The sequence below is a fragment of the Salipiger bermudensis genome (assembly GCF_019801965.1).
In the GTDB taxonomy this organism is placed as follows: domain Bacteria; phylum Pseudomonadota; class Alphaproteobacteria; order Rhodobacterales; family Rhodobacteraceae; genus Salipiger; species Salipiger bermudensis_A.
On sequence record NZ_JAHVIA010000003.1, the window covers coordinates 257,871 to 277,567 of the forward strand.

The window sequence follows — 19,697 nt, forward strand, 5'->3', positions numbered from 1 at the left end:
CGGAGGCGCAGCCTAGCGCCATGCGCGAGCCGCTCCAAGCCTTGTTTCTGCGATTGATCCGATTGTTTTTCAGTGGCGTCAAGGCCGCGAGGCCGCCCGAAGGCGGCCCCGTTCGGTTGTGTTGTGCCTGAAGCTCAGGCCCGTGTCTCAGGCCTCGAGCGCGCGGCGCAGAAGCTCGATATCGTCGGCGATCTGGCTGTCCTGCGTGCGCAGTTCCTCGATCCGCTTGACCCCGTGCATGACGGTGGTGTGGTCGCGCCCGCCGAAGCGGCGGCCGATCTCGGGAAGCGAGCGGGCGGTGAGCTGCTTGCACAGATACATCGCCACCTGTCGCGGGCGGGCAAAGTTGCGCACCCGCTTCGGGCCGATGAGGTCGGAGAGACGGATGTGGTAATGCTCGGCCACCTTGCGCTGGATCTCCTCGATCGAGATCTTGCGATCCGAGGCGCGCAGCACGTCGGCGAGGCAATCCTGCGTCAGCTCCATGGTGATCGGCTGGCCGACCAGCGAGGCGAAGGCGAAGAGCCGGGTCAAGGCGCCCTCGAGCACGCGGACGTTGGTCGAGATGCGGTGGGCGAGGAATTCCAGGATGCCGTCATCGAGTTGCAGCGCGGGATACTGCTCGCGATAGTTCTGGACCTTGGATTGCAGGATGCCGAGACGCAGCTCGTAATCGGTGGGATGCAGATCGACCACGAGGCCGGACTGGAGCCGCGAGCGGATGCGGTTCTCGAGGTCCTTGATCTCGTCCGGGGCGCGGTCGGCCGAGATGATGATCTGCTTGTTCTGGTCCACCAGCGCGTTGAACGTGTGGAAGAACTCTTCCTGGGTCGAATCCTTGCCGGCGATGAACTGGACATCGTCCACCATCAGCACGTCGACCGAGCGGAACAGCTCCTTGAAATCCATCATCCGGCGCTCGCGCAGGGCCTGCACGAAACGGTACATGAACTGCTCGGCGGAGAGGTAGAGCACGTTCAGGTCGGGCCGGTTGTTGCGCAGGTCCCAGGCGATGGCGTGCATCAGGTGGGTCTTACCAAGGCCCACGCCACCGTAGAGGAACAGCGGGTTGAAGGTCACCTGGCCGCCCTCTGCGACGCGTTTGGCCGCGGCATGGGCCAGTTCGTTCGGCTTGCCGACGACGAAGCTGTCGAAGGTGAAGCGGCCGTCGAGCGGGGCACCGGGCAGCAGATCGCTGTTGGTCTGCGCGGCCGTTGCCGGGGCCGGCTGCGCCTGCGGCGCCGGGCGCGGCTGCTGCTGCGCCGCCGCGGGGCGGTTGTCGGCATTGGCGACCTGGAACTTCAGCCGGCGCACGTCGGTGTCCATCCCCGACAGCTTGGCGAGAAGAATGTCCCCGAAATTCTGCGACACGTAGGTGCCGATGAAGTTTGTGGGCACGTTGAACACCGCCACACCGCCCGGTTCCACGCCGTGGAACTCCATGGGTTCGATCCAGGTCTTGTAGTTGTTTTCCCCGATCGTGCTACTCAGTTGGTTCTGCAATGCGCCCCACTGGTCTTTTGTCATTTGTCCCCGCTCCGAAAGCTCGACTGCCATTCATCCATCTCATCATCTCGGGGCTGACCGAGTGTGTCATCCCCTGCGGACACATGTGATGCGGGAACAGGTCTTTTGCCTCACGCCAAGACGGCATGAGCGGAAATGACTGGCATTCCGAACGGACAACACCTGACCGGGCCCTTGGCATCCCAACCAAGAGCTGACCTCATCAGGCGCTATTCGCGCATGTGTTTACCTCGGACTGGCAGAGCAAATGCCCTGTTTTGGCGGCTGGTGCAGCAGACCGCCAAAGCGCAGTGCAACCGCCAGAAAAAACCGCGGCGTTGCGCTGCTTGCCTGTCCCCCCAAGCAATGTGACTCGCTCGGTGAAATTAGCAATTTGGCGTGAACCACGGCAACCGAACTTAAATGTTGACTCAGAGGAATCCTGAAAAAGAATCTCTGAGCTCAAGAAATCGTGGCTCAATAAGAAAAAGGCACCACAGATTGTGGTGCCTTTTTATTCGTCTACAAATCGGGTGTGGCTTTTCAGCCCAGCGCTTTCACCCGCGATGCGAGGCGCGACATCTTTCGCGATGCGGTGTTCTTGTGGAAGACGCCCTTGGTCACACCGCGCATCAGCTCGGGCTGAGCGGCCTGCAGAGCGGCCTTCGCGGCGTCCTGGTCGCCCGAGGCAATCGCCTCTTCGACCTTGCGCAGGTAGGTGCGGATGCGCGAACGGCGCGCCTTGTTGATCGCAAAACGCTTTTCGTTCTGACGGGCGCGCTTCTTCGCCTGGGGGGAGTTAGCCATGATGATCAGTCCTCTGTCTTCTGCCCCTGCTGTGGGGGCCAACGGTATCCGGGTCGCGCAATGGCACTCTGACCCGGACGATTGTCACCGGACCGATTCTTGCCTGAGCGGGCATCACGCGCATGTAGCGGCGGCGCATACAGCAAAAATGCGCCCTTGCAAACCCCGGTCGGCGCGGAAACACGCCTGCCGGTCGCAGAATCACGCTCTAGACCCTATATTCAGAGCCGGACCCGATGGGGCCCGTTCATTCTGAAAGGAGGAATCAGAGATGAATGCGATGCAGATTTCCGAGTATGCCCAATCGCTCTACCGCGCGCATGGCGACCGAGCCGAGGCCGAGGCGGCCCAAAAGGCGCGCGCCTGCGAGGAGAGCGGCAACACCGCCCAGGCGGAGGATTGGCGCGCCATCCAGGCGGCAATCCGCAGCCGACGCGGTGCTCTGCAAGGCTGAGCCCAAAATGCGAACGGCCCGCCTCTCTGGGCGGGCCGTTCTCAAACTGGCGAAGCGGGGCTCAGCGGTCGCGGAACTGCGCGGTGCGCTTTTCCTGGAATGCCGCCATGCCCTCTTTCTGATCCTCGGTCGCGAACAGCGAGTGGAACAGCCGGCGCTCGAACAGCAGGCCCTCGGTCAGCGTGGTCTCGTAGGACCGGTTCACCGCCTGCTTGGCGGCGATGCTGGCCAGCATCGACTTTTCGGCGATCTTCTCGGCCGCCTGCTTGGTCTCTTCCATCAGCTGCTTGGCCGGCACGATGCGGCTCACCAGCCCGGCGCGCTCGGCCTCCTCGGCATCCATGAAGCGCCCGGTCAAGTGCATGTCCATCGACTTGGACTTGCCGACATAGCGCGTCAGGCGCTGCGTACCGCCGATGCCGGCGATGACCCCGAGATTGATCTCGGGCTGGCCGAACTTGGCGTTGTCGGCAGCAATGATGAAATCGCACATCATCGCCAGCTCGCAGCCGCCGCCCAGCGCGTAGCCGGCCACCGCGGCGATCACCGGCTTGCGCACCTTGCTCACCGCCTCGGTCGCCGGCTCGAAGAAATCTCCGAGGAACATGTCGACAAAGCTCTTCTCGGACATCTCCTTGATGTCCGCCCCGGCGGCAAAGGCCTTTGCCGAGCCGGTCAGGATGATGCAGCGCACCTTGTCATTGGCGTCCAGCTCGCCGAGCGCCTGCGCCAGCTCCTGCAGCAGGTGGCTGTTGAGGGCGTTGAGGGCATCCGGGCGATTGAGTGTGATCGTTGCGACGTGGTCATCTATTTCGACGATGATCGTCTCATAGGCCATGACTTCGGGCTCCCGTCCGTTAGCGTCAGACGGCAGCCTTACCAGCTTGGCCCTCGCAATCAAGCTATCTTTGGCACCGCGGACAGTAGAACGACGACCGCCCAGATTGAACGATCCGGTGCACCGTCTCACCGCAATCGGGGGTTCGGCAGGGTTCGCCCTCACGGCCGTAGACATCGAAGCTGTGCTGGAAATATCCAAGTTCGCCATCGGCTTGGCGAAAATCCCGCAGGCTCGATCCGCCTGCGGCGATGGCCTCTTCCAGCACCCCGCGGATCACCGGCACCAGCGCGGCGATGCGTTTCTCGGAAATCCGTCTGACGCGACGTCCGGGATGAATTCCGCAGCGATAAAGCGCCTCGCAGACGTAGATATTGCCCAGGCCCGCAACGATCTTCTGGTCGAGCAGCGCCGACTTGATCGGCATGTTGCGCCCCTTGAGCGCCGCCATCAGGTGGGATTCGCTGAACCCGTTGCCAAGCGGCTCGGGCCCCAGCGCGGCGAGCAGCGGGTGGGCCTCGGCGGTGGCGGTCTGCATCAGGTCCATCGCGCCGAAGCGGCGCGGGTCGTTGAAGGTCACCCTTGCGCCATCCTCGAGGTCGAGCACCACGTGATCGTGCTTCTTCGGAGCGGGGTGATCGTGCACGAAGCGCCCCAGCGCGTCGCCCGAAACCAGCATCCGCCCGGTCATGCCGAGATGGATCAGCAGCGTCTCGCCGGTGTCGAGATCGCCGAGGATATATTTCGACCGCCGCCGCAACTGGAGGATCCGCGCCCCCGTGAGCCGCTCGGCCATGCGCTCGGGGAAGGGCCAGCGCAGGTCGGGCCGGTTGACCTGCGCGCGGGCGATGCGGTTGCCCTCCATCACGGGGGCAAGACCGCGGCGCACGGTTTCCACCTCGGGCAATTCGGGCATGATCTCTCCGGGTCACAGCGTCTTGTCGAAGGGCCGCATTGCAGCGCCCCGCCTGCGCCCTATAAGGAGATGCAGCAGCAAAACGGCAAGACCCATGACCGACGACACCCAGAAAACCACGCATTTCGGCTTCACCGACATCCCCGAGACCGAGAAGGCCGGTCGCGTGCAGGGCGTCTTCAACTCGGTGGCGTCGAAATACGACGTGATGAACGATGCCATGTCGCTCGGCATCCACCGGGTCTGGAAGGACGCGATGATGGACTGGCTGGCCCCGCGCCCGGGGCAGCGGCTGCTCGACGTGGCCGGCGGCACCGGCGACATCTCGTTCCGCTTCCTCAAGCGCGCCGGCCACGGCCATGCGACCGTGCTCGACCTGACCGAGCCGATGCTGGTCGAGGGACGCAAGCGCGCCGATGCCGCGGCGATGGCCGAGCAGCTCGACTGGGTGGTGGGCGACGCCATGGCGCTGCCCTTTCCCGACAACACGTTCGATGTCTACACCATCTCCTTCGGCATCCGGAACGTCACACGCCCGCAGGAGGCGCTCAACGAGGCGTTCCGCGTGTTGAAACCGGGCGGCAGGCTGATGGTGCTCGAGTTCAGCCAGATCCCCAACGACATGATGCAGAAGGCCTACGATCTCTATTCCTTCAACATCATCCCGCGCATGGGCCAGATGATCGCCGGCGACCGCGACAGCTATCAATACCTGGTGGAATCGATCCGCAAGTTCCCCGACCAGGAGACCTTTCTCGGCATGGTGCGCGCCGCCGGGTTCGAGAACGCCAAGTACCGCAACCTGAGCATGGGCATCGCCTGCCTGCATTCCGGCTGGAAGATCTGAGCCATGCGCGGACCGCACAATATCTGGCGTCTGATCCGCACCGGCGCCACCTTCGAGCGCACCGGCGCGATGGGCGTGGTGCTCGACGCGTTCGATGCGCCGAAGATGGTGCGCATCGCCTTCCGCACGCTGGTCTGGCCGTTCAAGTGGACGGGGATCGAGGGCGATCCCTCGATGCCGCCCGCGCCCCGCGCGCTGACGGCGCTTGGCCCCGCCTATATCAAGTTTGGCCAGATCCTCTCGACCCGGCCGGACGTGGTCGGTGAGGACCTCGCCAACCAGCTCCGGGTGCTGCAGGACAAGCTGCCTCCTTTCGGCATCGAGCAGGCCGAGCGCCAGATCGAGGCGGAACTGGGTGCGCCCGTCTCCGAGATCTTCAGCGAGTTCAGCGCCCCCGTCGCGGCTGCCTCGATCGCGCAGGTGCATAAGGCGCGCCGCGCCGATACCGGCGAGACCGTCGCCGTCAAGGTGCTGCGCCCGGGCATCGAGCGTGCCTTCCGCACCGATATCGATGCCTTCTACTTCGCCGCCGACATGATCGAGACACTGTCGCCGGCCTCGCGCCGGCTGCGGCCGCGCGATGTTATCGCGCATTTCGAAAGCGTGGTGATGGGCGAGCTCGACCTGCGGCTCGAATCCGCTGCTGCCTCGGAATACGCCGCCAACACCGCCGACGATGATGGCTTCGAGCTGCCTTCGGTGGTCTGGGGGCTGTCGGGCCGTCGGGTCATGACCATGAGCTGGGCCGAAGGCGCGCCCCTGGGCGACAATGCCGCGCTCGATGCCGCCGGTCACGACCGCGAGCTGCTCAGCGAACGGGTGCTGCAACTGTTCCTCAACCACGCCCTGCGCGACGGTTTCTTCCACGCCGACATGCACCAAGGCAACCTCAAGGTCGCGCCCAACGGCAACATCATCGCCTATGATTTCGGCATCATGGGCCATATCGACGAGTACACCCGTCGGGTCTATGCCGAGATCCTCTATGGCTTCATCCGGCGCGATTACAAGCGCGTTGCCGAGGTGCATTTCGAGGCCGGATACGTCCCGGCCGACCGTGATGTCGACGAGTTCGCCCGCGCGCTTCGCGCCGTCGGAGAGCCGATCTTCGGCATGGACGCGACCCGGATCTCGATGGCCCGGCTGCTCTCCTACCTCTTCGAGGTGACCGAGCGGTTTGGCATGCAGACCCGCACCGAGCTGATCCTGTTGCAACGCACGATGGTGGTGGTCGAGGGCGTGGCGCGCTCGCTGAACCCGCGGATGAATATCTGGAACACCGCCAAGCCCGTGGTCGAGGATTACATCAAGACCTCCATCGGCCCGCGCGCGGCACTGCGGGACCTCGTCCAGACGGCACAGGTGCTCGGGCGCTTCGGGCCGCGCCTGCCAGGGCTGGTCGAAGCCGCGCTGATCCGGCAGTCGGAAGGTGAAACCGGCACCAGCCGCAAGCATTGGCGCACCCGCCTGGGCTGGGGCAGCGCGGGCGCCGCGATCGGGGCGGCGATCGTCCTTGTCTGGCACGTTCTGGCCTGATCGCTTCGCGATCGCGCTTTCAGGGCTCCGACCTTTGCGTCCATGAAGCATGGCATGTCGCCCCTTGGCATACCCCGGCGGCGGGGCTTTTCTTCGAGAACGGATCTGCCCTGCCGGATTCGCTCCTGTCTTGCTTCGGATCTTGGTCGTCGGCCACGGCCAAATCGCAAGACACGCGAAGCGACCGGACCAATTTGACCATGCCGCCCCGAAGCTGAAACGCCGCTGAGTGGACGCGATCTTCGGTCGGCTGGCCCGCCGATGCTCCGACTTGCACTGGAGGCGTTCGCGCATTAGGCGCCAGAAATGGCCAAGCGGGAGCAGCATCACCGCACGGATGTGATCGTCTCGGCGTCGATCTCGCTGCCGTCAGACAATGTCAGAAGCACCGACGGTCCATCGCGCCGCACCTCGATCACCGGGTTGTAAACCTGCGCAGGCTTGCTCGACAGGGTCGCAGACCCCGACAGGCTCTCTACGGTGAAGCGGTAAATCCCGGTCGGGAAAGGCGCCCCGCTCGCATCGAGCCCCGACCAGGCCACGACCGATCTCGAGAGATCCAGCGGCAGCCTCTGCACCACCGCGCCCGCAGCATCGCGCACGATGAGCCGCGCGGAGCTGGCTCCGGGCTCGAACACCGGGCGCATCACGAGCGGCGCGCCATCGAACTGTACCGGCGCCTCCGCCAAGACATCTCGCCCGATCCACGCGCCAAGCTGCTGCAGTGCGCCACCTCCGAGGGCATTGCCAAGCTCCTTCAGGAGATCGTTGGTCAGCACCTGCTGCTCTACGGAGGAAAAGGTCGCGAGTTGCGTGGCATACTCGCTCGATTCCACCGGGTTCAGCGGATCCTGGTATTTCATTTGCGTGGTCAGCATCTTGAGGAAGGTCTCGAAATCGCTGCTGAGAACCGCCCGTGTCGTATCAGAGCCTTTGTCGGCGACCTGACCCGCTGCGCTCGCCGCTCCGCTCGGGACGCCCTCGATTGCTGCAGTACTTTCCATAACGATCTCCTCAAAGTCTTAAATCCAGCCCTTCGGGCGCGGCCATGACCGATGCCCGTGCCGGCGCCTCTTGTGCCGCGGGCATCACCTCGTCGATCACCATCGGCGCCGATCCCTGCCCGGCACCTGGGCCTGCCTGACCCTGCCCGTCAGAAAAGCTGAAGCTTGCCGAGCCGTAGCCCAGATCCGACAGGTGACGCGCGAGTTGATCAACGTGGCGGCGCAGGAGATCGAGTGTCTCCGGTCGATCGGCGCTCAGGCTGAGGACAAGTCCGGCCTCGCCTTGGCCGATCCGAAATCGGAGCTGGCCCAGCTCTTCCGGCTTCAGCTTGAGCTCGATCACCTCGCCCTGCGCGTCGGCCGCAGCGGTCAAGGCCTCCGACGCCTGTCGCAGCAGAGTCGCCGTGTCACGTGTGACTGGGGCAAAGGAACCGGCATGCGAAGCGAGGGCGGTGGAGCGCGGCTCGCCTGGTGTTGCGCTCGACAGCGGATCCGCCGGCAAGGGCTCGATCACCGGAGAGGTCACATCCGGCAGGCCGGTTTGCCCGATTTCGGGAATGATTTTGGGCGCCCTCGCGCTGACCATCGGGGCTGAAGCCTTGGCGGACGTGATCATGCCGCGAGGCGGCGCGTCCCGATCCTCAGCGACAACGCGATTTCTCGGTCTGGTCTCAAACGGCTCCGCTGGCCGATCCCGCACTTCATCTCGGGCCCCCTTCGCGAGGAGCTCCCCAGCCCTTTGGCTCGAAGCTGCGACCACCTCTTTCGCTACTGCACCGGGCCGCTTCGAGCCCAAGGCAGACACGCGCGCAACGACGTCCGGATGCCCTGTCCGGCCTCGCTTGAGCTCAGCGCCCAAAGGCGCTGCCGACGAACCGATCTCGGCATTTACAGAGCCTGAATTCGCCCGGGACGGACCGCCCTTTGCAACGCTGCTCGCTTGGCCTGCGGACGCAATCAACACGCTCTGGCCGCCCCGAGCGCCTCTCGTATCGTCCTGCGCTTTCGGCTTCGTGATCGCGTCGAGCGGCCTCGCCCCTCCGTTGCGCGCGGCACCCAAGCGCTCAGCTCTCTGCTGGCTTAAGGATATCCGCGATTCGCCTAAGAGAGTTTCAAGCTCAAGGAACGAAGTGCGACCGGTTTCTGCTGTGGGAGGAGTTTCCGCGCTCGCGCCGGATCGCTCAGTTGTGAAAGAAGATGGGTATCCGTCTGCTCGTGAGCCCTCAATCAGCGGCGATTTTGCACCCCCTACAGTATCATCAGCCTGGCGCTGCGCAGATTTCTCCAGTCGGCCCTCCCACTCTGCGCCCCGACCGACTTCTGATCCCTGCGTGCCAGTGTCGCCTTGCGGAGCCATGGGCATGTTGGCGGGCTTCGCTCCGGACCCCGGTGCTTTCGAACCGGTTTCGATCAAGGCACCCATGACCTGTCGCGTCCCGGGCGCCTCGCCCTGCTCGAGCCTGTCTCGATGGCGACCGATCTCTTTCGAGCCTGCAGCATCCGGGATCTGCAGATGCTTAACTGTTTTGGCCTGCCCACCCGAGCGCTGCTCCCGGTGCAAGCCCCGCTGCGCATAAGAGCTGACACTATCGGTTGGAGCGCCCACTCTGAATGATCGCTGTTGCGGCGCAGCTCCGGTGACTTTCGGAATTGCTGCAGGGCGCGCTTCTCTGCTCGGATCGGAAGCCGACATCGCATTATCAGGCGCCGCGACCGCAGGATCCGTAGGCAAGGTTGATGTCACTCGCTGTTCGATGGCCTGCCCATTGCGGGCGAATAGCAGGCCGGAGTTCTGCGGACTGGTCACACCATTTTTCTCAGAAGGCACCGATGCGCTCTTTGCTACGCCCCTCGTTACCTCGGGCTCCGCTCTCGTTGGCTCACCCGCGAGCCGCAGAGAGGCCCCCGCGCGCGAGCCGGCGGCCATCGAGGCCGCCCGTTGCAGTTCAACCGAGCCGGGCCCGAGCGCCTGCCCTCTCTGTGCAGCGGATGCATTCCGCCGGCCGCTCTTGAGCGCGCCATTCGACCTGACGGTGCCCTTAGCAGCCGGCGCAGAACGAGTGTCATTCACAGGACCTCGGGCATCGGGGAGCTCTCTCCCACCCTTTTCCAATCCTCGGCGACTTTCCCGCGTCTCAGGATCGGTCTGCCCCGTAGAGGTCGCGCCGAGCGTGCCATTACGATCTGGCGCAATGGTAGAGGGCGCCCGACCCTCCGCCATCCCGGTCGTCGCGTTGGCCGCCGACGATGCCCCCGCAGGCTCCGAAGCGGTGGTGGGGGCCTTCTCGAGAGCGTCTCTGGCACTTGCCGCGGCCACCTGTTTTCGCGCGGCCGCGCTCGTATCACGGAGAGGGCCAAGCGGCACTCCAACGAGGTCTCCCGGCACGGTCCGTGTCTCTAACTGGCCCGAGCTCTCGACTGGCTGACTGAATTCGGGCGAGAACGGATCTGCGTCCTGAAGCGGCTCTTCCTTCGACACGCCTGCCTCGGCTTGCTCCCTCAGCTTCCCGGCATCATCCGCCTCAACCTTCTCCCCATCCGTCGCCATCGGGTCAGTCTCAGGAGGAGTCTCGAGAGTGCTCCCCCTCTCGAGGTCAGATCTCTCGCCATCATGCTTCCCGTAAAGCGCGCCGAGAACCTCTTCGAAGCTCGCCGCGCCCTCTGAGGCGCTCGCGCCTTCAACGGATGGCACATGAGACTGGGTCAAGGTCAGCAGACCGATCAGGGAGTTCAGCATAGTCGCTCCGGGAATTCTTCCACTGCGGCCGGTTTACCCCGTTTCTCCTTACCGATTCTTTACCGCCTTTGCCGCAATCTCACGAGCAATGCTGCAAATTGGAGAGACCCATGGATATTTCTTCGGCCCCCACGCCCGGGGCCACGGCCCATCTCTATCGCGCCGCCGTCGCGCTCGAGGCCAGCTTCCTCGCCGAGATGTTGCGCGCCGCGGGGCTTGGAGAGAGCCGGGGCGCCTTCGGTGGCGGCGTCGGCGAGGATCAGTTCGCTTCGCTTCTGGCCCGGGAACATGCCGAAGCCCTGGCCAGCTCCGGCGGAATCGGGCTGGCAGAGTCGATCTTTCAGGCGCTCGCGAGGAGACAGCATGACTGATCCGGTGGATGACCCGCTGGAGGCGCTCGGCCGCCTTCTCGCGCAGGAGCGCGCCTGCCTGCTGGCCGGCGCGCTCGACGAAATCGGACCGTTGATGGAGGCCAAGGCCGCGCTGATTTCCGAGCTCCGCGAGGCCTTGCCAGAGGATCGCGAGGCGCTTCGGCAGATGCATGAGCGCATGGTTCGCAACCAGGCGCTTTTCGATCAATCCCTTGCCGGGATTCGCAATGCGGCGGAGCGCTTCGGCGCCATGCGAAGGATGCGGTGCTCCATGGATGTCTACGATTCGGGCGGCCGCCGGGCGACCATCGACCTGCCCGCCACACAGAAGGTCGAGCGCCGGGCATGAGGCATTTGTGTTGAATCGATCCAAGCCCGCCAGAGGCGCTTAGCGCTTCGTTAGGGTTTGTCGCCCAAGGTCGCTCCTGCATCCGAGACGGATGGCGCAGCGGGCAAGCGGCCCTTCCTGCACTCGTCAGAAAGACGTTCAGATCGCCGGTTTCCGGCACCTCATCAATACGGCGCAAAGCGTCGCATGACCCAAGGACGAACATCCATGTCTAGCATTCTGACGAACAACGGCGCCATGGTGGCGCTGCAGACCCTCAAGACCATCAACAACAGCCTCGCCACCACGCAAGGTGAAATCTCGACCGGCAAGCGCGTTGCCGACGCCAAGGACAATGCCGCCGTCTGGGCGATCTCGAAGGTGATGGAAGCCGATGTGAAGGGCTTCAAAGGCATCTCCGACAGCCTCAACCTCGGCGAGTCGACCGTCGCCGTGGCCCGCTCCGCGTCGGAAACGGTCACCGACCTGCTGACCGACATCAAGGGCAAGATCGTTGCTGCGCAGGAAGAAAACGTCGACCGGGCCAAGATCCAGACGGATATCAACGCGCTGCGCGACCAGATCGATGCGGTCGTGGGTGCGGCCCAGTTCAACGGCCTGAACCTGCTGTCGAACACCGACACGACCGCCGATTCCGGCAATATCAATGTCCTCGCGTCGCTCGACCGCTCCGGGACCGGCGTTTCCGCCTCCGACATCGCCGTTGCGAAACAGGACCTGGGGACCGGGGAAGCCTCGACCGGCACCACGAACCTGGATGTTTCGACCAACACGACCGGTGTGGCAGTCGGCGCCACCGCTACATACGTGACCTTCGACGGGGTCGGCGCGGATGACGAGCTGGTCGCCGGCGCGAACTTCAAGGTGACCGGCAGCAGCAACTTCGCAGGCGATGTCTCTGCGGAAGCCTACGATTTCTCGGCAGATGTCGAATACGTGGCCCGCGACGGCGATACCCTCGCCGACGTCACCGCAGCCATGGTCGAGCGCCTGAACTTCCAGGCTGCTTCGGATGGTCTGCAAATCACCTTCTCGGTCAACGCGACCAATGCGGGTCAGATCGACTTCACCAACAACTACGATGAAGCGATCTCTGACGATAACAGCGTGGTGGAGCAATCCGACATCGCCGACATCGCGACCCTTGAGGCAGAGGCCGACGGCACCATCGGCGGAGGCCTCGAGCTGCTGGCCGAGTTCGACGTCACGACCGACGACGGCACCGACGCGGCGCTCGCCGGCATCGAGGGTCTTCTGCAGACGGCCATCGACTCCGCTGCCGCCTTCGGTTCGGTTCAGGGCCGCATCGAGACCCAGACCGAGTTTATCTCGAGCCTGATCGACTCTCTGAAATCCGGCATTGGCACGCTGGTCGATGCCGACATGGAAGAGGCTTCGGCCCGGTTGCAGGCGCTGCAGGTGCAGCAGCAGCTCGGCGTTCAGGCGCTCTCGATCGCCAACCAGGCGCCGCAGTCGCTGCTGTCGCTCTTCCAGTAAGACAAGGCTTCGAGGGCCGGCCCAGCCGGCCTTCATCCGCTAGCGAACCGCTTCAGCAGAAACACAGTCGGAAGGTTCCGCCGTGAACGCCCTTCTCATGGCGCAGCGCGCCTACACCCAGCCCACAACCAGCACGCGGACCGACCGGGCCATCGAATATGACCTGCTCGCGCGCGTGACGCATCGCATCAAATCTGCCGCACAGGCCGGGCCAACGGCCTATCCCTGTCTCGTGCGGGCGCTTTACGACAATCGCAGGCTCTGGACGGCCCTTGCCGTCGACGTAGTCAGCCCGGACAACGCATTGCCACAGGAGCTTCGGGCACAGATTTTCTATCTTGCCGAATTCGTTCAGACCCACACCGGCAAGGTGCTCGCCCGAAAAGCGCGGCTCGCCCCCCTGCTCGAGGTCAACGCCGCGATCCTGCGCGGTCTTGGTGGCCAGAGGCCGACACGATGAGCGGGCTCGTCCTCAAACTCGGACCGCGGGAACGGGTTCTGATCAACGGCGCCGTGATCGAGAACGGGGATCGCCGCAGCCGCCTCTCAATCGTCACTCCGAAGGCCAATATCCTGCGCCTGCGCGATGCCATTCACCCGGAGGAGGCCCGAACCCCGGTGCGCCGCCTCTGCTACATGACACAGCTGATCCTCACCGGCGATATCGATCCTGACGAGGCGCAGCGCCAGCTGCTCCGCGGCATCGAGGAGCTCAGCCGCATCCTGACCGACCCGGACAGCCGCGAGCTCCTCAACAAGGCCACGACCAGCTTGCTCGACGGCCAGTATTATCAGTCCCTGAAGGCGCTGCGGAGCCTTATTCCGCGAGAGGACCGGCTGCTCGCCGCGCGCCAGCAATGAGCTACACTCCAATGATCGGCGCGCCGGGGCTCGTCGGCTGGCAGATCCTCCAGAACACGATCGAGACCCAGCGTGCCGCCTTCAACAAGACTTCCGAACTGACACGCGAAGCCACGTATTTCCAGGAGCGCATCGGCGAGATCGGCTCTGCACAAGAGCTTGTCGACAATCGGCGGCTGCTCAGCGTGGCGCTGACGGCGTTCGGCATGGAAGATGAGGTCGACAGCAAATATCTCGTCAAGCGGCTGATCGAGGAAGGCACATCCGAGGACGATGCCCTTGCCAACAAGCTGAACGACAGCCGCTATGTCGCCTTGGTCGAGGCCTTCGATTTCGAACCTGTCATAGCGCACAAAACCCAGGAAGAGGGTTTCGCAGAGACGATCCTAGCCCGCTACGAAGAGCGCGTCCGCGCCAACCTCACCGAGACCCTGGCCCAGCCGGAATACCTTGCCGATCCGGACTATGCTGCGCTCTTCGCGGCTCAGGTCGAGGAGAACCTAGAGATCTCTCGCGCCTATTTCACCGAAAACATCTCGCGTATCTCTTCCGCGGATGCGCTCCTGCTCGATCCGGAGCTGCGCCAGGTTGCGATCACCGCGTTCGATCTGGGCGACCGGGCGCGCAGCAGCACCGTGCTTCGGCGCACGCTCGAAGAGGATCCGGCCGAGCCAAGAGCGCTGTCCAACCTTCTGGGCGATCCCAATCTGCGTGCCTTCTCCAAGGCCTTCGCCTTCTACGAGACAGAGACCAGGACGGTCCTGCAGACCGAGGGGTTCGCCACCAACATCACCGATCAGTTCCGCTGGCAACGTTTCGAAGATGCCGTGAGCGAGGTCGACGAGGCGATAGGTACGGCGCTCAAGTTCCAGCGCTCGCTGCCGGAACTGGCCGCCAGCGATCTCAGTGACAAGGCGAAGTGGTACAATATTCTCGGCAGCAAGATGATGCGCGAGGTCTTCGAGACCGCGCTCGGACTGCCAGACGGATTCAGCCAGATCGACCTCGACAAGCAGGTCGAAATCGTCTCCGACAGGGCCCGACAGCGTATTGGCATCGAGAGTTTTGCAGACTTGGAAGATCCAAAGACACTGAACCGGATCGTGCAGAGCTACCTTCTTCAGGACCAGATCTCGCAGGCGGGCGCCTTTGGCTCACAGCAGATCGCCCTCAGCCTCCTCAGTACCATCCGCTACAACCGCGACGATCGATAGCCGCCTAGCTCGCCGCCGAGAGCCGGGGGCGCGGCTGTGGCGGGCGTATACCGGAGCGGCGCAGGATCAGGCGAAGCTGATTGAACGCCGCCTCCGGCCCATTTGGCGCCGGGTCAGAGACAAAGGCATCGAGATCCGGCCACGCGCGAATGGCCTGATCGAGCACCGGATCCTCACCTTCGCGATAGAGCCCGGCGCGGAGCATCGTCTCCGACCGGGCATAGGCGCCCAGAAGCTGGCGCGCCTGAAGCAGCACCTCGTTCTCCTCCGGACTTGCTGCCTCTGGAAGGCTGCGAGACACCGATCGCAACACATCGATTGCCGGGAACCGGCCGCGCTCGGCAATCTCGCGGCTCAGAACAACGTGCCCGTCGAGCACGCCACGCAGGATATCGGCGATCGGCTCCTCCATATCCGACCCAGCGACCAAGACGCTGAACACGGCGGTGATGTCGCCCGCGCCGGGCAAACCCGGGCCGGCCCGCTCCGCAAGCCGCATGATCTGGTTGGCGGTGGAGGGCGGGAAGCCCCGCAGCGCCGGCATTTCACCTGCGGCGACCGCGACCTCGCGATGCGCTTCGGCGAAGCGCGTGATCGAGTCCGCGAGGAAGAGCACCTGCCGTCCGGCATCGCGAAAATGCTCTGCCACCGTCATCGCCGCGAGGGCACAGCGCCGGCGTTCGAGGGGCGAGCGATCCGAGCTCGCCGCCACCACGACGCTGCGGGCCATACCCTCGGGGCCCAGAATATCATGCACAAAATCATGTACTTCACGGCCCCTCTCCCCGATCAGGGCGAGCACCGCGACATCGGCCTCGACCCCCTGTCCGAGCGCGGCCAGAAGCCGCGACTTGCCCACGCCCGAGCCCGCGAAAAGGCCGATACGCTGCCCTCGCACAAGCGGCAGCAGCGTATCGAAAGCCGCCAGGCCGGTGCGCAGCCGCGGGCCGAGGCCCCGCCGTTGCGCGGCCGGTGGCGGGCTGGCTCGAAACGGTCGCCGGCGCGGCCCCGGTGCGAGCGGCCGCCCGTCCAGCGGATGACCATACGGATCGATCACCCGGCCAATCCAGTCATCCGACGGTGCCAGAACAGGCGGCCCGAGCACCGCGACCCGATCCCCCTGCGATACACCTTCCGGCCCCTCGTCGGGCAGCATGGCGACGAGTTCGTCGCGGATTCGCAGCACCTCGCCATCAAGCGCTCCGCCACCACGATAGAGCCGCACCCGATCGCCGATGCAGGCCAGATGCGCAAGCCCCCGAATCCAGATCACCGTCCCATCGACGGATCGCACCCGACCCAGGGCCCGCACCGGGCGGATCTGCGCAATCTGCGTCCGCAGGCCGGAAAATTCGATGTGCTCCATCGTGCGCCCCTTTCAGCGGTCTCAAACCATTTCTAAAGGAATCACCGTTAAGCCTTGATTGAAGCCAATCGAGGGAGAAGCCCCGATGTTCAAAGATCTCGGCGTGTTTCAGACCGCCATGGCGCTGGCCAGGCATTCAGGCCTGCGCCAGGCGCTGACCGCGCAAAACATCGCGAATGCGGACACTCCCGGGTATCGCGCGCTCGAAATCCCAGATTTCGCAGACACATTCCGAAGGCCGAGCGCCGATCAGCGGGCCACCCGCGAAAGGCATCTCAACGGGTTGCGCGAGGATGGCCTGCCCGAGCCGACTTTCCGCCGGAACAGTGTCGATCCCAACGGCAACGCGGTCTCGCTAGAAGATGAGATGGTTGCGGCGGTCGAGGCGTCGCGCAAGCACGGGCGCGCGCTGTCGGTCTACCGCTCGAGCCTCAACATCCTGCGCGCCAGCCTCGCCCGCTAAAGATGGAGACTACCAGATGAGCGCCTTTTCGGATGCCCTCTCCGTTTCCACCAGCGGCCTGCGCGCGCAGGCCAGCCGGCTGCGCGTGGTCTCGGAGAATATCGCCAATGTCGATACGCCGGGATACCGGCGCAAGACCCTGCCCTTCACCCTCGCCGATGGTGAAAATGGCGTGCGCCGGGTCGAAGCCGGCGACACCAGGCTCGATCGCAGCGCGCTCGAGCGGATCTGGGATCCGCAGCACCCGCTCGCCGACGCCGCCGGGTTCTATGACGGCACCAATGTCGACCTCATCATCGAGCTGGCCGACGCACGGGAGGCCCAGCGCAGCTACGAGGCCAATCTCAAGATGTTCGAACAGACCCGGCAGATGTCCAGCAGCCTGATGGATCTGCTGCGCCGCGGCTAGACCAGACACTGCGTGAAAGGAGACCAGAATGGACGTCCGATCGCTCTTCGCCGCTCAGAAATACGCGGCACAGCGCACCGCCACCGAGCCGCAACCGGCACCTGACAGCGCCGCCGCGCGCCTGTCGACCGCGGCGCAGAATTTCTCTGCAACGCTGCGGACCGCAGAGACAATCTCTGCCGCCGCGATGACCGGAGATGCCGATCCGCACGCGCTCGTCGAAGCGCTGGCCCAGTCCGAGCTCGCGGTGGAAACCGTGGTGGCGCTGCGCAACAAGGTCGTCGAGGCCTACCAGGAAATCCTCCGGATGCCGGTCTGAGCCATGCTGAGCGAAACCGTCTTCTACGACACGCTGCGCCAGGGGCTCTGGATCGCGACCATCACCTCGGTCCCGATCCTGACCGCGGCGCTCTTGGCCGGCGTCGGCGTCGGCCTGTTCCAGGCGCTCACATCGGTGCAGGAAATGACCCTGACCTTCGTGCCCAAGCTGCTGGCCATCGTGGTGGTGTTCTGGATGTCCATGAGTTTCATGTCCGAAACCCTGGTCGGCTTCTTCCAGGGCCGGATCATCCCGGTCATCACGGGAGGCTGAGATGGGGATCACGCATTATACCACCCTGTCCCGTCAGCGCGGCCTGATGCGCGAGATGCAGATGGTGGCGAACAACATCGCCAATATGGCAACGACGGGTTACCGGCAGCAGGGGGTGATCTTTTCCGAGTATATCCGCGGGACAGACCGTGACGGCAGCGTCGCCATGTCGGCAGCCCATGTGCGCAACACCTCTCTCGCGCAGGGCACCCTGACCCGCACCGGCGGCCAGCTCGACCTCGCCATCGAGGGAGAGGGCTTCTTCCTGGTGCAGACCCCGGCGGGAGAGCGGCTGACCCGCGCCGGCGCCTTCGCCAGCAGCCCGGCGGGCGATCTCGTCACGCAGGATGGCTACCCGGTGCTCGATTCCGGCGGTGCCCCGGTCTTCGTCCCGCCCGACGCCACCGACCTCGCCATCGGGCAGGACGGGACGATGAGCAGCAATGGCGCTCCGATCGGGCAGATCGGGGTCGTCCAACCGATCGACCCCGGCGCCATGGTGCGCGAAGGCGGCGTCTTGTTCCGCGCCGACGCCGGTTTCGACCCTGTCGAGGCGCCGCGCCTGCGCCAGGGCTTCGTCGAGAGCTCGAATGTCGACCCGGTGCTGCAGATCGCGCGGATGATCGAGGTCCAGCGTGCCTACGAAATGGGCCAGAACTTCCTGCAGCGCGAGGATGAGCGCGTCCGCGCCGCGATCAAGGCGTTGAGCACATGAGGAGATCGATATGCGTGCCCTGAAAATCGCCGCCACCGGCATGAGTGCCCAGCAGATGCGGGTCGAGGTGATCTCGAACAACCTCTCCAACATGAGCACCACAGGATACAACGCGCGCCGGGCCGAGTTTGCGGATCTGCACTACCAGCAGGTCGCCCGGGCCGGGACGGTCAATGCCACGGATGGCACAATGCTGCCCACCGGCGTCCAGCTCGGCCTCGGGGCCCGCCCTGCGGCGGTAACCATGAAGCTCGCCCAGGGAGCGCTGTCGCAGACCGGGGGTGACCTCGATCTCGCCATCGAAGGGCGCGGATATTTCGAGGTGACCTTGCCGACGGGCGTCGCGGGCTACACCCGGGACGGCGCGCTGAAACGAGACGGCGAGGGCCTGATCGTGACCTCCGATGGCCTGCCCGTGGCGCCAGAGATCGTCATACCCGACGACGCGACGAGCCTGTCGATCAATCCGCAGGGCGAGATTTTCGCCTATTTCAACGACGCGGTCGAAGCGCAGCTTCTCGGGCAGCTGACGCTGGTCGGATTCACCAATCCGAAGGGGCTCGAGGCGATCGGAGGCAATCTCTTCACCGAGACCGAAGCCTCGGGCCCGCCGATCCAGACAACCGCCGGGCAGGAAGGGCTCGGATTCTTCCGGCATGGCTATCTCGAGGACAGCTCCGTCGATCCGGTCTACGAGATCACCGAGCTGATCGAGGCCCAGCGCGGCTACGAGCTCAATTCCAAGGTCATCTCCGCCGCTGACCAGATGCTTGGCGCGACGGTCCAGGTGCGCTGATGAGGCTGGCGCTGCTCCTCTGTCTCGCGGCCTCGAGCGCGACCGCCGAAACCGTGATCGCGACGCGGACGATCCGCGCGCAGGAGATCGTGCCCCCGGATGCCGTCCGTCTCGACGCGGCAGAGATCCGCGGCGCCCATGGCGCGCTCGAGGACGTGGTCGGGCAGGAAGCGAGGGTGGCGCTCTATCCCGGCCGGCCGGTGATGCGCGGCGCCGTCGGCACACCCGCCCTGGTGGAGCGCAACCAGATCGTCGAGCTCAGCTTCGCCCGCAACGGGCTCTCCATCGTCACCGAGGGGCGCGCGCTCGACCGTGCCGGCGCCGGAGAGCGCGTGCGGGTGATGAACCTCTCCTCCCGAACCACCCTCTTCGGAACCGTGACCGATGATGGCGCCGTGCGCATCGCGGGAGACTGAGTT

Annotated in this window: 23 protein-coding genes; 16 read left to right on the forward strand and 7 right to left on the reverse strand. The window is 64.8% G+C overall.

From position 1 onward, the window contains the following. Positions 1–147: 147 nt before the first annotated feature. Positions 148–1,527: a chromosomal replication initiator protein DnaA gene (gene dnaA / locus KUV62_RS08240; protein ID WP_222603209.1), complete on the reverse strand. Its 1,380-nt coding sequence runs from the start codon at positions 1,525–1,527 to the stop codon at positions 148–150. Positions 1,528–2,049: 522 nt separating this feature from the next. After that, complete coding sequence (gene rpsT / locus KUV62_RS08245; RefSeq protein WP_222603210.1) at positions 2,050–2,313, reverse strand: 30S ribosomal protein S20; 264 nt, start codon at positions 2,311–2,313, stop codon at positions 2,050–2,052. Between the two features lie 271 nt (positions 2,314–2,584). Here rpsT and KUV62_RS08250 point away from each other — a divergent pair, with 271 nt between their 5' ends. Then, positions 2,585–2,767 (forward strand): hypothetical protein, encoded by a 183-nt coding sequence (locus tag KUV62_RS08250; RefSeq protein ID WP_222603211.1) that lies wholly within the window; start codon positions 2,585–2,587, stop codon positions 2,765–2,767. A gap of 61 nt (positions 2,768–2,828) precedes the next feature. On the opposite strand, the gene KUV62_RS08255 is transcribed toward KUV62_RS08250, so the two are convergent. After that, positions 2,829–3,605, reverse strand: coding sequence for an enoyl-CoA hydratase (locus KUV62_RS08255; RefSeq protein WP_222603212.1), 777 nt, complete (start codon positions 3,603–3,605; stop codon positions 2,829–2,831). A gap of 64 nt (positions 3,606–3,669) precedes the next feature. Then, positions 3,670–4,521: a bifunctional DNA-formamidopyrimidine glycosylase/DNA-(apurinic or apyrimidinic site) lyase gene (gene mutM, locus KUV62_RS08260; RefSeq protein ID WP_222603213.1), complete on the reverse strand. Its 852-nt coding sequence runs from the start codon at positions 4,519–4,521 to the stop codon at positions 3,670–3,672. A gap of 94 nt (positions 4,522–4,615) precedes the next feature. Between mutM and ubiE the strand changes: the two genes are divergently transcribed. Beyond that, positions 4,616–5,368, forward strand: coding sequence for a bifunctional demethylmenaquinone methyltransferase/2-methoxy-6-polyprenyl-1,4-benzoquinol methylase UbiE (gene ubiE, locus KUV62_RS08265; RefSeq protein ID WP_222603214.1), 753 nt, complete (start codon positions 4,616–4,618; stop codon positions 5,366–5,368). 3 nt (positions 5,369–5,371) lie between these two features. Then, on the forward strand, positions 5,372–6,904 hold the full coding sequence (ubiB, locus tag KUV62_RS08270; RefSeq protein WP_222603215.1) for a 2-polyprenylphenol 6-hydroxylase: 1,533 nt from the start codon (positions 5,372–5,374) through the stop codon (positions 6,902–6,904). A gap of 326 nt (positions 6,905–7,230) precedes the next feature. On the opposite strand, the gene KUV62_RS08275 is transcribed toward ubiB, so the two are convergent. Together KUV62_RS08275 and KUV62_RS08280 are read right to left on the reverse strand one after the other, a co-directional pair. Continuing rightward, positions 7,231–7,908 (reverse strand): flagellar hook capping FlgD N-terminal domain-containing protein, encoded by a 678-nt coding sequence (locus KUV62_RS08275; protein ID WP_222603216.1) that lies wholly within the window; start codon positions 7,906–7,908, stop codon positions 7,231–7,233. Positions 7,909–7,918: 10 nt separating this feature from the next. Next, positions 7,919–8,524, reverse strand: a complete 606-nt coding sequence (locus KUV62_RS08280) for a flagellar hook-length control protein FliK (protein WP_222603217.1) — start codon at positions 8,522–8,524, stop codon at positions 7,919–7,921. A 2,231-nt stretch (positions 8,525–10,755) separates the two neighbouring features. Between KUV62_RS08280 and KUV62_RS08285 the strand changes: the two genes are divergently transcribed. From KUV62_RS08285 to KUV62_RS08310, 6 genes are all read left to right on the forward strand, one after another. Then, positions 10,756–11,016 carry a rod-binding protein gene (locus tag KUV62_RS08285; RefSeq protein WP_222603218.1) on the forward strand — a complete coding sequence of 87 codons (261 nt, stop codon included), beginning with the start codon at positions 10,756–10,758 and terminating at the stop codon, positions 11,014–11,016. Then, complete coding sequence (locus tag KUV62_RS08290) at positions 11,009–11,365, forward strand: flagellar protein FlgN (RefSeq protein WP_222603219.1); 357 nt, start codon at positions 11,009–11,011, stop codon at positions 11,363–11,365. The genes KUV62_RS08285 and KUV62_RS08290 overlap by 8 nt, the downstream gene beginning before the upstream one ends. Positions 11,366–11,572: 207 nt before the next feature. After that, entirely contained in the window at positions 11,573–12,862 is a 1,290-nt protein-coding gene (locus KUV62_RS08295; protein ID WP_222603220.1) for a flagellin, read from the forward strand. Between the two features lie 82 nt (positions 12,863–12,944). Beyond that, positions 12,945–13,322: a flagellar biosynthesis regulator FlaF gene (gene flaF / locus KUV62_RS08300; RefSeq protein WP_222603221.1), complete on the forward strand. Its 378-nt coding sequence runs from the start codon at positions 12,945–12,947 to the stop codon at positions 13,320–13,322. After that, the gene (gene flbT, locus KUV62_RS08305) at positions 13,319–13,723 is read left to right on the forward strand and encodes a flagellar biosynthesis repressor FlbT (RefSeq protein WP_222603222.1); all 405 of its coding nucleotides are present in this window, start codon (positions 13,319–13,321) and stop codon (positions 13,721–13,723) included. The genes flaF and flbT overlap by 4 nt, the downstream gene beginning before the upstream one ends. 11 nt (positions 13,724–13,734) lie before the next feature. After that, on the forward strand, positions 13,735–14,937 hold the full coding sequence (locus KUV62_RS08310; RefSeq protein ID WP_261395469.1) for a DUF1217 domain-containing protein: 1,203 nt from the start codon (positions 13,735–13,737) through the stop codon (positions 14,935–14,937). A gap of 4 nt (positions 14,938–14,941) precedes the next feature. Here the strand turns inward: KUV62_RS08310 and KUV62_RS08315 are convergent, their stop codons facing one another. Beyond that, positions 14,942–16,303: a FliI/YscN family ATPase gene (locus KUV62_RS08315; RefSeq protein ID WP_222603224.1), complete on the reverse strand. Its 1,362-nt coding sequence runs from the start codon at positions 16,301–16,303 to the stop codon at positions 14,942–14,944. Positions 16,304–16,361: 58 nt separating this feature from the next. Here KUV62_RS08315 and KUV62_RS08320 point away from each other — a divergent pair, with 58 nt between their 5' ends. Genes KUV62_RS08320 through flgA form a run of 7 tightly spaced genes read left to right on the forward strand, consistent with a single transcriptional unit; the run spans position 16,362 to position 19,694 of the window. Continuing rightward, positions 16,362–16,766, forward strand: a complete 405-nt coding sequence (locus tag KUV62_RS08320) for a FlgB family protein (RefSeq protein ID WP_315901565.1) — start codon at positions 16,362–16,364, stop codon at positions 16,764–16,766. Between the two features lie 16 nt (positions 16,767–16,782). After that, positions 16,783–17,175 carry a flagellar basal body rod protein FlgC gene (flgC, locus tag KUV62_RS08325; protein WP_222603225.1) on the forward strand — a complete coding sequence of 131 codons (393 nt, stop codon included), beginning with the start codon at positions 16,783–16,785 and terminating at the stop codon, positions 17,173–17,175. 28 nt (positions 17,176–17,203) lie between these two features. Continuing rightward, the gene (fliE, locus tag KUV62_RS08330; RefSeq protein WP_222603226.1) at positions 17,204–17,494 is read left to right on the forward strand and encodes a flagellar hook-basal body complex protein FliE; all 291 of its coding nucleotides are present in this window, start codon (positions 17,204–17,206) and stop codon (positions 17,492–17,494) included. A gap of 3 nt (positions 17,495–17,497) precedes the next feature. Beyond that, positions 17,498–17,767 (forward strand): flagellar biosynthetic protein FliQ, encoded by a 270-nt coding sequence (locus KUV62_RS08335; RefSeq protein ID WP_222603227.1) that lies wholly within the window; start codon positions 17,498–17,500, stop codon positions 17,765–17,767. 1 nt (position 17,768) lies between these two features. Then, positions 17,769–18,482, forward strand: coding sequence for a flagellar hook-basal body complex protein (locus KUV62_RS08340; protein WP_222603228.1), 714 nt, complete (start codon positions 17,769–17,771; stop codon positions 18,480–18,482). Between the two features lie 10 nt (positions 18,483–18,492). Further along, positions 18,493–19,278 carry a flagellar basal-body rod protein FlgG gene (flgG, locus tag KUV62_RS08345; protein WP_222603229.1) on the forward strand — a complete coding sequence of 262 codons (786 nt, stop codon included), beginning with the start codon at positions 18,493–18,495 and terminating at the stop codon, positions 19,276–19,278. Next, positions 19,278–19,694 (forward strand): flagellar basal body P-ring formation chaperone FlgA, encoded by a 417-nt coding sequence (flgA, locus tag KUV62_RS08350; RefSeq protein ID WP_222603230.1) that lies wholly within the window; start codon positions 19,278–19,280, stop codon positions 19,692–19,694. Before flgG ends, flgA begins: the two co-directional genes overlap by 1 nt. Positions 19,695–19,697 lie beyond the last annotated feature (3 nt).

What these genes read in the sequence shown, in the direction of transcription:
- dnaA (WP_222603209.1), bottom strand. Translation starts at nt 1,527, where the DNA reads ATGACAAAAGACCAGTGGGGCGCATTGCAGAACCAACTGAGTAGCACG.
- rpsT (WP_222603210.1), bottom strand. Translation starts at nt 2,313, where the DNA reads ATGGCTAACTCCCCCCAGGCGAAGAAGCGCGCCCGTCAGAACGAAAAG.
- KUV62_RS08250 (WP_222603211.1), top strand. Translation starts at nt 2,585, where the DNA reads ATGAATGCGATGCAGATTTCCGAGTATGCCCAATCGCTCTACCGCGCG.
- KUV62_RS08255 (WP_222603212.1), bottom strand. Translation starts at nt 3,605, where the DNA reads ATGGCCTATGAGACGATCATCGTCGAAATAGATGACCACGTCGCAACG.
- mutM (WP_222603213.1), bottom strand. Translation starts at nt 4,521, where the DNA reads ATGCCCGAATTGCCCGAGGTGGAAACCGTGCGCCGCGGTCTTGCCCCC.
- ubiE (WP_222603214.1), top strand. Translation starts at nt 4,616, where the DNA reads ATGACCGACGACACCCAGAAAACCACGCATTTCGGCTTCACCGACATC.
- ubiB (WP_222603215.1), top strand. Translation starts at nt 5,372, where the DNA reads ATGCGCGGACCGCACAATATCTGGCGTCTGATCCGCACCGGCGCCACC.
- KUV62_RS08275 (WP_222603216.1), bottom strand. Translation starts at nt 7,908, where the DNA reads ATGGAAAGTACTGCAGCAATCGAGGGCGTCCCGAGCGGAGCGGCGAGC.
- KUV62_RS08280 (WP_222603217.1), bottom strand. Translation starts at nt 8,524, where the DNA reads ATGATCACGTCCGCCAAGGCTTCAGCCCCGATGGTCAGCGCGAGGGCG.
- KUV62_RS08285 (WP_222603218.1), top strand. Translation starts at nt 10,756, where the DNA reads ATGGATATTTCTTCGGCCCCCACGCCCGGGGCCACGGCCCATCTCTAT.
- KUV62_RS08290 (WP_222603219.1), top strand. Translation starts at nt 11,009, where the DNA reads ATGACTGATCCGGTGGATGACCCGCTGGAGGCGCTCGGCCGCCTTCTC.
- KUV62_RS08295 (WP_222603220.1), top strand. Translation starts at nt 11,573, where the DNA reads ATGTCTAGCATTCTGACGAACAACGGCGCCATGGTGGCGCTGCAGACC.
- flbT (WP_222603222.1), top strand. Translation starts at nt 13,319, where the DNA reads ATGAGCGGGCTCGTCCTCAAACTCGGACCGCGGGAACGGGTTCTGATC.
- KUV62_RS08310 (WP_261395469.1), top strand. Translation starts at nt 13,735, where the DNA reads ATGATCGGCGCGCCGGGGCTCGTCGGCTGGCAGATCCTCCAGAACACG.
- KUV62_RS08315 (WP_222603224.1), bottom strand. Translation starts at nt 16,303, where the DNA reads ATGGAGCACATCGAATTTTCCGGCCTGCGGACGCAGATTGCGCAGATC.
- flgC (WP_222603225.1), top strand. Translation starts at nt 16,783, where the DNA reads ATGAGCGCCTTTTCGGATGCCCTCTCCGTTTCCACCAGCGGCCTGCGC.
- fliE (WP_222603226.1), top strand. Translation starts at nt 17,204, where the DNA reads ATGGACGTCCGATCGCTCTTCGCCGCTCAGAAATACGCGGCACAGCGC.
- KUV62_RS08335 (WP_222603227.1), top strand. Translation starts at nt 17,498, where the DNA reads ATGCTGAGCGAAACCGTCTTCTACGACACGCTGCGCCAGGGGCTCTGG.
- KUV62_RS08340 (WP_222603228.1), top strand. Translation starts at nt 17,769, where the DNA reads ATGGGGATCACGCATTATACCACCCTGTCCCGTCAGCGCGGCCTGATG.
- flgG (WP_222603229.1), top strand. Translation starts at nt 18,493, where the DNA reads ATGCGTGCCCTGAAAATCGCCGCCACCGGCATGAGTGCCCAGCAGATG.
- flgA (WP_222603230.1), top strand. Translation starts at nt 19,278, where the DNA reads ATGAGGCTGGCGCTGCTCCTCTGTCTCGCGGCCTCGAGCGCGACCGCC.